The organism is Xanthomonas sp., assembly GCF_017163755.1.
Taxonomy (GTDB): domain Bacteria; phylum Pseudomonadota; class Gammaproteobacteria; order Xanthomonadales; family Xanthomonadaceae; genus Xanthomonas_A.
On sequence record NZ_JAFIWC010000029.1, the window covers coordinates 14,321 to 26,551 of the forward strand.

Here is a 12,231-nt window from a genome sequence, read left to right on the forward strand (position 1 = left end):
ATCACACGCGCCATCTTCCTTCGGCGGAGCGATGCACATGGAAACCGAGCGACTGTACCGCGGGCGCCTGATCGACCACCTGCAGCTGGTGGTGCGCGACCTGCAGGCGAGCCAGGCGTTCTACACCGCCGTGCTCGGCGAGCTGGGCATCCCGCTCGGCGGCCAGGGCGAGGGCTATTTCTGGGCCGACGAACTGTTCGTGTCCGACCGCGACACGCTGGCGCAGGGCGAGCTGACCGGACGCCACCACCTCGCGTTCCAGGCGCGCGACCGCGCGATGGTCGATGCCTTCCACCGCACCGCGCTGGCCCACGGCGGGCGCGACAACGGCGCGCCGGGGCTGCGTCCGTACCATCCCGGCTACTACGCCGCGTTCGTGCTCGATCCGGACGGCAACAACCTCGAGGCGGTGTACCACGGGCCCGCGCAACGCAGCGCCGACGCGGTGCAGATCGCCTTCTGAACTGGCCGCACGCGCTGGACCAAGCGCGCCTGCCGCCATCGAAGCAAGCGGACGCGCGATGCAGCCGGAAGGACCGCGACGACGGCCGGAGCGTGTACAGGGCGACCACCTGGCGTGCGATCTCCAGGCCATGATCGGCGCGATCAGGATCTTGCGAGGCATCGGCATGTCGCTGTCGGCACGCCAGGCGGCCCATGCCGGCGCTTGGCAAGGCGCAGCCCGTGACGTCAAGCACAGGAACGATGACGGTTGCAAGCGCAACTTTAACTAAAAATTGACATCGGATGCGCTTCGGGTTACTCGTTGCGACAGCACCGCAGTTGCCGCAACACGCCGCGGCTCGGGAGGGGTCCGCTGCGGTGCCCTCATTCCCCACTCGGAGTCGTCACGCATGCCACGCACGCCCAGTCCCCTCGCTACCGCCGTCGCCATCGCGCTAGCCGTCACCGCCGCGCCCGCATCCGCCCAAAGCTCCGGCTCCGCCAGCGCGCAGACGCTGGACACCATCATCGTCACCGGCACCCGCGTGGCCGATCGCACCGTCGCCGAATCCGCATCGCCGATCGACATCATCTCGCCGGAGATGCTGCAGTCCACCGGCACCACCGAACTGGCCACCGCGCTGTCGCGGGCGGTGCCGTCGCTGAACTTCCCGCGCCCGGCGATCACCGACGGCTCGGACGCAGTGCGTCCAGCGCAGTTGCGCGGCCTGTCGCCGGACCAGGTGCTGGTGCTGGTCAACGGCAAGCGCTACCACACCACCGCGCTGGTCAACCTCAACGGCGCGCAGGGCCGCGGCTCGTCGCCGGCCGACCTCAACACCATCCCGATCGCCGCGGTCGAGCGCATCGAGGTGCTGCGCGATGGCGCCTCGGCGCAATACGGCTCCGACGCCATCGCCGGCGTCATCAACATCGTGCTCAAGGGCAGCGGCGACGGCGGCAGCATCGCCGCGCGCTACGGCCAGTACAGCGCCGGCGACGGCGAGCAGTACCAGCTGTCCGGCGATGCCGGGGTCAGGTTCGGCGAGGCCGGCAGCGTGCATTTCGCTGCGCAGGCCGGCCACCAGGACCAGACCGATCGCGCCAAGCCGTATCTTGGCGAAGTGCAACAGCGCTACGGCGACCCGGACATCGACCAGGGCGCGTTCTCCTACAACGGCCAGTACAGCCCGGCCGAGTACCTGACGTTCTATTCCTACGGCATGCTCAGCCGCCGCGAGGTGCTGTCCAACGGCTACTTCCGCTGGTCCGGCGACAACCGCAACCGCCCGGAGATCTATCCCGACGGCTTCCTGCCGCAGATCTACAACGTCAGCAAGGACATCTCCTGGGTCGGCGGCTTCAAGACCAGCACCGAGGGCGGGCTGGGCATAGACATCAGCTACAACTACGGCCGCAACAATCTCAGCTTCGAGGTCAAGAACAGCCTCAACAACAGCATGGGCCTGAGCAGCCCCACCGACTTCTATGCAGGTTCGCTGGAAGTCACCCAGAACCTGCTCAACGCCGACTTCAGCAAGTCGCTGGAGATCGGCCTGGCCTATCCGGTGACGCTGGCCTTCGGCGGCGAGTGGCGCGGCGAGAAGTTCAACGAATCGCCCGGCGACGTGGCCTCCTACCTCAACGGCGGGGTGCCCTCGGCCAACGGCACGCTGCTGCCGGGCGCGCAGGTCTACGCCGGCTTCAAGCCCAGCGATTCGGGTCACTACGACCGCAACAGCTATTCGGCCTACGTCGATCTGGAAGGCGACATCACCGACAAGCTCTCCGCCGGCCTGGCCGGGCGCTACGAGAACTACAGCGATTTCGGCGACACCAGCACCGGCAAGCTGTCGCTGCGCTATGCCTTCACCGACAAGATCGCGCTGCGCGCCACCGCCTCCACCGGCTTCCGTGCGCCGTCGCTGCAGCAGCAGTATTTCCAGTCCATCGCCACCAACTTCATCAACGTCACCCAGCCCGATGGCAGCATCACCGCCACGCCGTTCGAGATCGGCACCTTCCGCACCGACAACCCGGCCGCGGTCGCGCTCGGCGCCGAGCCGCTGAAGCCGGAGAAGTCCAAGAACTACGGCCTGGGCCTGGTGCTGCAGCCGGTCGAGGCGCTGTACATCACCGTCGATGCCTACCGCATCGACATCGACGACCGCATCGTGCTGTCGGAGAACCTGACCTCCACCGCGGTGCGCAACTACCTGCAGGCCAACGGCTACGCCGGCATCGGCGGCGGCCGCTACTTCACCAACGCCATCGACACCAAGACCCAGGGCGTGGACGCGGTCGGCACCTACAAGATCGCGCTGAGCAACAGCAACCTGGATCTGACCGCCGGCTACAACTACAACAAGACCGAGATCGAGAAGATCGCCGACAACCCGGCGGTGCTGGAGGCGATCGACCCGACCGCGGTGCGCATCGGCCGCGCCGAGATCGGCCGTATCACCAAGGGTTCGCCGCGCGACAAGTTCTTCCTCAGCAGCGTGTGGGCGCCGGGCAACTGGGCATTCACCGCCACCGCCACGCGCTGGGGCCAGTTCACCGACTTCGGCACCACCCCGGCCGCCGACCAGACCTACGCGGCGAAATGGACGCTGGACCTGGCGGCCAGCTACAAGCTGGGCAACTGGGACTTCACCATCGGCGGCGACAACGTGCTCGACGAATACCCCGACCAGTCGCGCGCCGGCGCCGGCACCCGTACCTACTTGCCGTACAGCACTTCCTCGCCGTTCGGCTTCAACGGCGCGTTCGCCTACGCCAACGTCAACTACAAATGGTGAGCCCGGCTGGGCGGCGCCAGTCGATGCTGCCGGCCTGAGCAGAAAAGCCTCGGCGCACGCCCGGGGCTTTTCCCATTGCAGGGACCGTCGCGCCAATGCAGGAGCGGCGCGATGAACCTGTCGTCCTGTTGAAACAGCAACGCGCACGGTTGGTTCTAGCGCGCCAGGCACGCGCGCCAATCTGGAACGTGTCGGCAATGACTCCGGCGAAGGCGGCGGGGCAGTCAGGTCGCGACGGGTTTCCCGCTGTCCGTTGAACTCCTCGCCTAACCGAATGCGCCGAGCCTGTCTCGCGCTTGTCGCCCCTGCCCGGCTCGGATGGAACGGCTGCTACGGTACCGGGAGCCGGAAAGCCGACTGCTTCGTTATCGGACTGAAATCGCTCTCAGTGGCCGCGGCAAGCGACATACCCGAGATTCTGTTCCCAATGACGTCGAAACGAAGCGGTCATTCCCCGTCGGCACGAATGAATCGCGAGCACCGTATAGAGCCTGCAAGTCCCGCACAATCGTTTTTCGGCGTGGAACACGGCGCTTGATTCATGAACGACTTAATCGCGATGTCCGCGCGGACATAATCATGGCCTGCATTTGTCAACAGGCGTGGCGGCCGATTCGCGTAATGTGGTGGCGCCTGAACGGCAGGCTAGCTCCCTGAACAGGGAAAGGAAACAGCTATGACGCAGACCACGAGAACCACACTGCTGGCATCCGGTGCACTGCTGTGTTTGGCGCTGACGACGAACGCCTACGCGCAAACCTGCTGCCCCACCGGCGGTGGCAACCACATCGCGACACAGGGCCTGGGCGAAAGCATGCCGGCCGCAACCGACCTGTCGACCAACCCGGCCGTAAGCGTCTATCAGTTCGAGCGCGGCGGGGTCACCTACCTGCAGATCAACGACGCCACCGGGCAGGTCCGCGCGGCAGTGGCACGCATCGAAAACACCGCCTGGGTGACTCCGATGGGCAAGGACGTGGATCGGGTCAGCATCGTCGACACGCTGGACCCGAGCCGCGGCACCGTGCTCTACGATGCGCGCTACTTCACCGTGCAGAAGTCCAGCACCGCCAACGGCGATGCGTGGACCGTCACCATCAAGAAGTGACCGGGCGCCGCTCCGACGGTTCGGAGACAAGGAAACTGATCTTCAGCTCATGACGGCGCCGGCAAAGGCCGTCATGGGCTTTCAGCCGGCTCGCCAACTCCCACTCGATCTCGTCCACGCTCTTGCTTGCGCTGCCGCCGAGCAAAAGCGCCGGATCGGCGGCGATCGTCACCAGCAGGCCGCGCCGGCCCCGCCCTTTCCACACGCGCGCCGTGATCCGATGCCGGCCGCTGCGCGGCAGCATCTCCATCGCATTGAGCACGCAGCGATACGCCGCCAGTTGCAGGCCGATCGACAGCTGCCGGGATTCGCCGCGCAGCCGCGTCTCCACCTCGGTGTCGCAGGCATTGGCGAAGGCGATGGACTTCAACGCGCCGTAGAGCCCCTGGGTCTCGATGTCCAGCGGATATAGCGCGGCGACATAGTCGTCCAGCAGCTGCGTCTGGATCACCCCGGTACGGTTCATCTCCATGGCCGCGGCGTAGTGGCCGCGTTCCTTCAGCGAGGAGGCGATGTCGCGGCTGAGCTTGTTGAGATGGGTATGGATGTCGGTGTACTCGATCACCCGGTTGCGCAGCGTGCGCTCGGCGGACATGTAGCTGGCCTGCGCCACCTGCAGCGCCTGCTGCTCGGCATAGCCAAGGTGCCGCGCTTGCCGGAAGGCGCTGGAAATCTTCGAGCCGAGCACGAACAGGATCGTCGCGGCGACGGCAATCAGCATTTGCACATCGAATCCCTGCTGATCGTAGGCGCCCGCATAGTTCGAGCGCGGCAGCGACATGGCGACCGCCAGGTTGGCCAGCACCACCCCTACCGCCGAGCCGCGCCAACCGTGCGACAGCGTCAGCCAGACCCCCGGCACCAGCAGCATCAGCAATATGAACTGGTGCAGCAGCCCCGGCGTGGCCATGGCCAGTGCGAAGATGCCTGCCACGGCGAGAACCGCGATCGCGCAGTCGCGCAGCAATTTGCTGGGCAGGGATTTGTCGGCCTTGCGACGCAGCCAGAGCAAGGTCGGCAGCACGAACATCAGGATGCCCAGATAGCTGCCGATCCCGTATCTGACGCTGTGTTCCAATGTAATGAATGCGGCGGGGCCCTCCAACATCGCGTTGACCGCCTTGTTGACCAGCAGGCCCCATACCGCCAGGCCCACGGTGAGCAACGGCAACCAGCGCTGCACGGCCGAAGAGGCGGGAAACCGGCTGCGGAAGGTCCACGGCAACAGCGCGAACAACGGCGCCACCAGGAACGGGCTCAGATACGCCCACAACTCGCTCACGCCGTTGTGGTTGGCCATCGGCACGCGCATCGCCAGCAATGCGGCCGCATCGCCCAGCAGCACATAGGGCCAGAGCCGGTAAGGCAGGAACAGCAACGCGGCCGCGCGCACCCCTGCCGGAAGGAACCATTGGTCCACCGACCAGCGCCATACGAGCATGTAGAGCGCGCAGTAACCCGCACTCAGAAGGATGCCGCCGGCGATTTTTTTCAGTGTAGCCATGCCACCTTATCCTTGGCAGGATGCCCAATTGGCGCAAACATACATCACGCCGCGAACCCGCACAGTAGACAGTTTGCCGAGTGCGCGGCGGCGGCAATGCCTTGTACGACAGGGGTTTGCGGGGAATTTCGCGCGCGCTGGGACAGGCATCCCACTCGTCATGTATCACCCACGGCACGATTTTGGACGCTCGGCGTATCACGCAGCATTGAGAAGGGCTGCGGTACGGGGCCTACGGCGCTTCGCCGACGCTCCGCCGCCGCGATGACGTCGGCCTGCCCCGGCCGGGCAGGAGCGGTGCGGCTTGACTGCAATCGGGCGGCGTTTCCGGTACCTGCAGACGGTACGCCAGACGAGGAGGCCTGGAGCGATTTTCCCCCGACCTGGCGGTGCTGTCCGAGGAATCGGCGGCGATCGCGTGGGACACCCGCCAGCACTGGACCAGCTACTGGCTGATGGACCCGCTCGACGGCACCCGCGGGTTCGTCAAGCGCAACGGCGAGTTCAGCGTCACCATCGCGCTGATCCACCAGGGCGCGCCGGTGCCCGGCGTGGTCCAGGCCCTGGCCGACGGGCGCCGCCCTTCCCCAAACCCAGCCACTGCCGCCAGACCGGCCATGCCCTGTGGCCCCGATGAGACGTCCGCCGGTGCAGCCGGCGGCTTGACGACACGAAGACCGCCGCCGCCTTCCCGCGTCCACGGGCCGTTCGCATGCCGGGCGAAGCGCACCGCGATTTGCCCGATACCTGCCCCATCGGCGAAACTCCGGGCTCATCTAGCCAGCGAATCTGAATGCATCACGACACCAGCCTCATCGACATCATCGCCGTCGGCCTCGCGCTCGCCTTCATCCTCGGCACGCTCGCCCATCGCCTGAAGCTGTCGCCGCTGGTCGGCTATCTGATCGCAGGCATCTGCGTCGGCCCGTTCACCCCGGGCTTCGTCGCCGACCAGGCGCTGGCCAACCAGCTGTCGGAGCTGGGGGTGATGCTGCTGATGTTCGGCGTCGGGCTGCATTTCTCGCTCGAAGACCTGATGGAAGTGAAGTGGATCGCGATCCCCGGCGCGCTGGCGCAGATCGCGGTCGCCACCCTGCTCGGCTGGGGCCTGGCCTACAGCATGGGCTGGCCGACGCTGCACGGGCTGGTGTTCGGCCTGGCGCTGTCGGTGGCCAGCACCGTGGTGCTGCTGCGCGCGATGGAGGAGCGGCGCCTGCTGGAGACCCAGCGCGGCCGCATCGCGGTCGGCTGGCTGATCGTCGAGGACCTGGTGATGGTGCTGGCGCTGGTGCTGCTGCCGGCGCTGGCCGATGCGCTGGGCGGCAAGAGCGAGGGCGGCAGCGCCGGCTCGATCCTGGCCGCGCTGGGCATCACCTTGCTGAAGATGGCCGCGTTCGTGGTGGTGATGCTGGTGGTCGGCCGCCGGGTGATCCCGTGGACGCTGGAGCGGGTCGCTGCGACCGGCTCGCGCGAGCTGTTCACGCTGTCGGTGCTGGCGATCGCGCTGGGCGTGGCGTTCGGCTCGGCCACGCTGTTCGGGGTGTCGTTCGCGCTTGGCGCGTTCTTCGCCGGCATGCTGCTGAAGGAATCCGAGCTCAGCCATAAGGCGGCCAGCGACTCGCTGCCGCTGCGCGACGCGTTCGCGGTGCTGTTCTTCGTCTCGGTGGGCATGCTGTTCGATCCGCGCATCCTGCTCGAGCACCCGTGGCAGGTGCTGGCGACGTTCCTGACCATCACCGTGGGCAAGTCGCTGGCCGCGTTCGTGATCGTGCGCGCGTTCGGCCACCCCACCGGCATCGCGCTGACCATCTCCACCAGCCTGGCGCAGATCGGCGAATTCTCCTTCATCCTCGCCGGGCTCGGGGTGAGCCTGGCGATCCTGCCGGAAACCGGGCGCGACCTGATCCTGGCCGGCGCGCTGCTGTCGATCATCGCCAACCCGCTGCTGTTCACCTGGCTGGACCGCTGGCAGGCGCGGCAGGCGCTCGAGGCGCCGGTGACGGTGGAAGCGGAACTGCCGCCGGGCCCGTCGCTGGACCTGGCCGACCACGCCATCGTGATCGGCTACGGCCGGGTCGGCAGCGCGCTGGCCGCGGTGCTGCGCGAGCGCGGCGTGCCGGTGCTGGTGATCGACGACAACCGCGACCACGTCGAGCGCGCGCACGCCGACGGCATCCCCGGCATCCGCGGCAGCGCCGCCGCCGACAAGGTGCTGGCCGAGGCGCATCCGGAGAAGGCCAAGATCGCGATCCTGGCGATCCCGCAGCCGCTGGAGGCCGGCGAAGCGCTGGCCAAGCTGCGCGCGCTCAATCCGTCGCTGACCCTGCTCGCGCGCGCGCACAGCGATGCGGAAGTGAAGCACCTGCTGGAACACGGCGCCGACGGCACGGTGATGGCCGAGCGCGAGCTGGCCTACTCGCTGGCGGAGATGGTGATGTCCACCCCGCCGTACCGCGCGCTGCGCAAGCAGGCCGCGCCGATCTAGGGTCGGATCGTCCCTGCGCGCCGCGGCTGTCGCGCGGGTGGCAGGACCGGGGATCCCGGCGATGCCGCGCGGCGTTCGCCGCCGTCATCCGGCCGCCTGCACCGGCACGCAGATGTCCGCGCGCAGGATGGACGCCGGGACCTCCTCCGGATCGTCCAGGTAGTGGAAGTGCAGCGGCTGATCGCGCAGCAGATGGCCGCTGCCCGGCAGCCACCCGGCGATCAACCGGTCCACCTCGGCGTCCAGCTCGTGGTAGGGGCCGACGTGGCGCAGCACCGCGTACAGGCCGCCGCCGAGCACGCGCCGCTGCAGCGGCGGCGGCGGATCGACCGCCGCGGCGAATCCCATCGCGCAGTCGAATTCCAGGTCGCGCGGCGGCAGGTCGCGGTGGTCGCCCAGCGGGATGCCCACCAGCCGCTCCAGGCGCTCGGCGATGCCGGCGCGCATCGCCCAGGCGAACAGCCGGCCGAAGCCGCGGTCGAGATCGTCGAAGGCGCCGCGCTTGCGCAGCACCACCAGCTCGAACGGCGCCAGGGTCTGCACGCTGACCTGCAGCGGCGCCGCGGCGTCGGCCGCCACCGCCGGCTGCGCCAGCTCGCGCTGCTTGGCCTGCAGCCGTTCCGGCGCGGCGCGCAGTTCGCTCGGGGTGGCATCCAGCGCCTGCCGGAATGCGCGCGCCAGCGCCTGCGAGGTCTCGTAGCCCACCGCCAGCGCCACCTCGGTGACCGGTCGCGCGGTGCCGCCCAACAGCTGCAGCGCGCGCAGCAGGCGCAGCCGGGCGACGGTCCGGCCGACCGTCTCGCCGGTCAGCGCGCGGTAGATGCGGTGGAAATGGAACGGCGACAGGTGCGCCACCGCCGCCAGCTCGGCCAGGTCCGGCAGCGGCGCGTTGTCCTGCACCGCCTTCTGCAGGTGGGCGACGACGCGCTCGATGGCGCGTGCATAGGCGTGGCGTGCGGCGAGGTTCATGGCGGGCTCCGGTAGGCGAGGACCGCAGCCTCCCATGGCGGCGGCCGCACGGCGGTCCCGATCTTGCGCGATCGCGCTAAGGCCTGCCCGGCGGCGCCGCGCGCCGTCCCGGCAGCAGCGCCGCCACGATCCCGAGCAGCGGCAGGAAGGACATGGCCTGGTAGACGAACTCGATGCCGGCGCGGTCGGCCAGCAGGCCGAGCACCGCCGCGCCCAGCCCGCCCATGCCGAAGGCGAAGCCGAAGAACAGCCCCGACACGGTGCCGATGCGGCTGGGCATCATCTCCTGCGCGTACACCAGGATCGCCGAGAACGCCGAGGACAGCACGAAGCCGATCACCACGGTCAGCGCCGTGGCCCAGTGCAGCCCCACGTACGGCAGCGCCAGCGCGAACGGCGCCACGCCCAGGATCGAGGCCCAGATCACCGGCTTGCGCCCGATGCGGTCGCCGACCGGCCCGCCGATCACGGTGCCGGCCGCCGAGGCGAGCAGGAACGCGAATAGGTGCAGCTGCGCGCTCTGCACCGACACGCCGAAGCGGTGGATCAGGTAGAAGGTGTAGTAGCTGCTGATGCCGGCGATGTAGAAGTACTTGGAGAAGATCAGCACCAGCAGGATCGCGATGATCCGCGTCACCATCGCCCGCGGCAGCGGCGCCGCGGCGGGTGCGGGACGCGGCGTGGCGCGCGCGGCATGCAGGTGCAGCGCATACCAGCGGCCGACATAGGACAGCAGGCCGATGCCGAGCAGCGCGGCGCCGCCGAACCAGGCCACGCTGTGCTGGCCGTTGGGCACGATCACCGCCGCGGCGATCAGCGGCCCGAGCGCGGTGCCGGCGTTGCCGCCGACCTGGAACACCGACTGCGCCATCCCGTGCCGGCCGCCCGAGGCCAGCCGCGCGATCCGCGACGACTCCGGATGGAAGATCGCCGAGCCCACGCCGACCAGCGCCGCGGCCAGCAGCACCATCGCAAAGCTCGGCGCATAGGCCAGCAGCAGCAGCCCGCACAGCGTGGACCCCATGCCCAGCGGCAACGAATACGGCGCCGGCCGGCGGTCGGTGCGCAGCCCGATCAGCGGCTGGAACAGCGAGGCGGTCAACTGGTAGGTCAGCGTGATCAGGCCCACCTGGGCGAAGCTGAGCTGGAACTGGCCCTTGAGGATCGGATACAGCGCCAGGATCAGCGACTGCATCATGTCGTTGATCAGGTGCGAGGAGGTGATCGCGACCAGGATGCCGACCGCGACCGGGCGGCGCGCGGCGGGAACGGGAGTACTCACGGTGGACATGGAATCGCAGGCTCCAGGGGCGACGGCCGGCGCCCGACGGGCGAGCGACGCATGGTAGGGTGCGCCGACACGACCTTCCTGCGAGATATGGCCAGCAAGCATCGCGAAAAGGGCATCGTCACCCTCTCCCCGGCGCTGGCGTCGGGCGTGGACAGCGCGCCGGCCGACGTGGTCTGCAAGGCGGTCGACTATCCGCCCGACACCTACATCGCGCCGCATCGCCATGCCCGCCACCAGCTGGTCTACGCGATGCACGGGCTGATGGTGGTGATGTCCGGCCAGGGGCGCTGGGTGGTGCCGAGCACGCGCGCGCTGTGGATGCCGGCCGGCACCGAGCACGCGGTGCGCAGCATCGGCGCGCTGCAGATGCGCAGCCTCTACGTGCGCCCGGAGGCGATCGAGCGCATGCCGGCGCAACCGGCGGTGGTGGAGGTGAAGCCGCTGCTGGCCGAACTGATCCGCAGCGCGGCGCCGATCCCGTGGGACCACGCGCCGGACTCGCGCGACGGGCGGCTGATGCGGCTGATCCTCGACGAGCTGCACGCCCTGCCCGCGTTGCCGCTGCACCTGCCGCAGCCGCGCGACGCGCGGCTGCTGGCGGTCTGCGCGGCGCTGGAGGCCGACCCGGCCGACGCGCGCACGCTGCAGGACTGGGCGTTGCGCCTGCGCCTGGACGTCAAGACGATCCAGCGCCTGTTCCGGCGCGAACTCGGCATGACCTTCGGCCAATGGCGGCAGCAGGTGCGGCTGTTGCGCGGGCTGGAACGGCTGGCCGCCGGCGACCGCGTCATCGACGTGGCGGTCGAGCTCGGCTACGACAGCCCGAGCGCGTTCACGGCGATGTTCCGGCGCCAGTTCGGCCAGCCGCCCAGCCGCTTCTTCGGCTGATCGCGCGCTTCATCCCAGCCACAGCGCCAGCGCGACCAGCACCGCCGTTTCGGCCAGCTCGGCCAACGCGCCGCAGGTGTCGCCGGTCATGCCGCCGAGGCGGCGCATGCACGCGCGCCGCCACAGCGCGAACGTCGCCGCCGCGGCGAGCACCGCGATCGCCCCGCACGCGCCGGCCGCCAGGGCCGCGGCGAGCGCCAGGGCGATGGCCCACACGCACGGCGCGCGGCGCGCACCGGCCAGGGCCGTGCCCAGGCCTGCGGTGCGCAGGTACGGCGTGGACGCGAAGGCGGCGGCCAGCGCGGTCCGCGCCAGCAGCGGCGCCAGCCACAGCAGCGCCCAGCCCTGCGCCGGCAGGCTGGCCAGCGCGGCGAACTTCAGCAGCAGCGCCAGCACCACCGCCACCACCGCCGCCGGGCCGCTGCGCGGGTCCTTCATGATCGCCAGCGTGCGCGCGCGATCGCCCAGCCCGCCGACCCAGGCGTCGGCGCTGTCGGCCAGCCCGTCCAGGTGCAGGCCGCCGCTCAGCCACACCCAGGCGGCGAGCACGATCGCCGCCGCCAGCAGCGGCGCGGCGTCGCGCAGGCACCACGCCAATGCGCACAACGCCCCCCCGAGCAGCGCGCCGACCAGCGGATACCACGGCAGCGAGCGCGCCATGGCGCCATCGCGTTCGAACACGCGCGCCGGCACCGGCAGGCGGGTGAGGAAGCCCAACGCGGCGAGCAGGCCGTCGATCAT

Annotated in this window: 9 protein-coding genes and 1 pseudogene; 6 read left to right on the forward strand and 4 right to left on the reverse strand. The window is 69.4% G+C overall.

The window, feature by feature from the left end; genetic code table 11:
* Positions 1–37: 37 nt before the first annotated feature.
* From JR065_RS17495 to JR065_RS17505, 3 genes are all read left to right on the forward strand, one after another.
* Complete coding sequence (locus JR065_RS17495; RefSeq protein WP_206235627.1) at positions 38–463, forward strand: VOC family protein; 426 nt, start codon at positions 38–40, stop codon at positions 461–463.
* A 391-nt stretch (positions 464–854) separates the two neighbouring features.
* Positions 855–3,245 carry a TonB-dependent receptor plug domain-containing protein gene (locus JR065_RS17500; protein ID WP_206235628.1) on the forward strand — a complete coding sequence of 797 codons (2,391 nt, stop codon included), beginning with the start codon at positions 855–857 and terminating at the stop codon, positions 3,243–3,245.
* Between the two features lie 676 nt (positions 3,246–3,921).
* Positions 3,922–4,353 carry a hypothetical protein gene (locus tag JR065_RS17505; RefSeq protein WP_206235630.1) on the forward strand — a complete coding sequence of 144 codons (432 nt, stop codon included), beginning with the start codon at positions 3,922–3,924 and terminating at the stop codon, positions 4,351–4,353.
* Here JR065_RS17505 and JR065_RS17510 read toward each other — a convergent pair.
* Positions 4,343–5,857, reverse strand: coding sequence for an MASE1 domain-containing protein (locus JR065_RS17510; protein WP_206235631.1), 1,515 nt, complete (start codon positions 5,855–5,857; stop codon positions 4,343–4,345). The genes JR065_RS17505 and JR065_RS17510 overlap by 11 nt on opposite strands.
* Before the next feature lie 359 nt (positions 5,858–6,216).
* Between JR065_RS17510 and JR065_RS17515 the strand changes: the two are divergent.
* Both JR065_RS17515 and ybaL read left to right on the forward strand, forming a co-directional pair.
* Positions 6,217–6,435 (forward strand): annotated as a pseudogene (locus JR065_RS17515) (inositol monophosphatase family protein); the annotation flags it as partial.
* Positions 6,436–6,650: 215 nt separating this feature from the next.
* Positions 6,651–8,342 (forward strand): YbaL family putative K(+) efflux transporter, encoded by a 1,692-nt coding sequence (gene ybaL, locus JR065_RS17520; protein WP_206235633.1) that lies wholly within the window; start codon positions 6,651–6,653, stop codon positions 8,340–8,342.
* Between the two features lie 84 nt (positions 8,343–8,426).
* Here the strand turns inward: ybaL and JR065_RS17525 are convergent, their stop codons facing one another.
* Together JR065_RS17525 and JR065_RS17530 are read right to left on the reverse strand one after the other, a co-directional pair.
* A complete protein-coding gene (locus JR065_RS17525; protein ID WP_241093715.1) occupies positions 8,427–9,311 on the reverse strand; it encodes an AraC family transcriptional regulator in 885 nt (294 codons plus the stop codon).
* 76 nt (positions 9,312–9,387) lie between these two features.
* A complete protein-coding gene (locus JR065_RS17530) occupies positions 9,388–10,602 on the reverse strand; it encodes an MFS transporter (protein WP_206235636.1) in 1,215 nt (404 codons plus the stop codon).
* Positions 10,603–10,680: 78 nt separating this feature from the next.
* Between JR065_RS17530 and JR065_RS17535 the strand changes: the two genes are divergently transcribed.
* Entirely contained in the window at positions 10,681–11,490 is an 810-nt protein-coding gene (locus JR065_RS17535; protein ID WP_241093718.1) for an AraC family transcriptional regulator, read from the forward strand.
* A gap of 9 nt (positions 11,491–11,499) precedes the next feature.
* Here JR065_RS17535 and JR065_RS17540 read toward each other — a convergent pair whose 3' ends face one another.
* On the reverse strand, positions 11,500–12,231 hold the full coding sequence (locus JR065_RS17540) for an adenosylcobinamide-GDP ribazoletransferase (RefSeq protein WP_206235639.1): 732 nt from the start codon (positions 12,229–12,231) through the stop codon (positions 11,500–11,502).

Bases quoted from the DNA above. Each gene is read 5' to 3' on its own strand.
- JR065_RS17495 (WP_206235627.1), top strand. From the start codon at position 38: ATGGAAACCGAGCGACTGTACCGCGGGCGCCTGATCGACCACCTGCAG.
- JR065_RS17500 (WP_206235628.1), top strand. From the start codon at position 855: ATGCCACGCACGCCCAGTCCCCTCGCTACCGCCGTCGCCATCGCGCTA.
- JR065_RS17505 (WP_206235630.1), top strand. From the start codon at position 3,922: ATGACGCAGACCACGAGAACCACACTGCTGGCATCCGGTGCACTGCTG.
- JR065_RS17510 (WP_206235631.1), bottom strand. From the start codon at position 5,857: ATGGCTACACTGAAAAAAATCGCCGGCGGCATCCTTCTGAGTGCGGGT.
- ybaL (WP_206235633.1), top strand. From the start codon at position 6,651: ATGCATCACGACACCAGCCTCATCGACATCATCGCCGTCGGCCTCGCG.
- JR065_RS17525 (WP_241093715.1), bottom strand. From the start codon at position 9,311: ATGAACCTCGCCGCACGCCACGCCTATGCACGCGCCATCGAGCGCGTC.
- JR065_RS17530 (WP_206235636.1), bottom strand. From the start codon at position 10,602: ATGTCCACCGTGAGTACTCCCGTTCCCGCCGCGCGCCGCCCGGTCGCG.
- JR065_RS17540 (WP_206235639.1), bottom strand. From the start codon at position 12,231: ATGATCGACGGCCTGCTCGCCGCGTTGGGCTTCCTCACCCGCCTGCCG.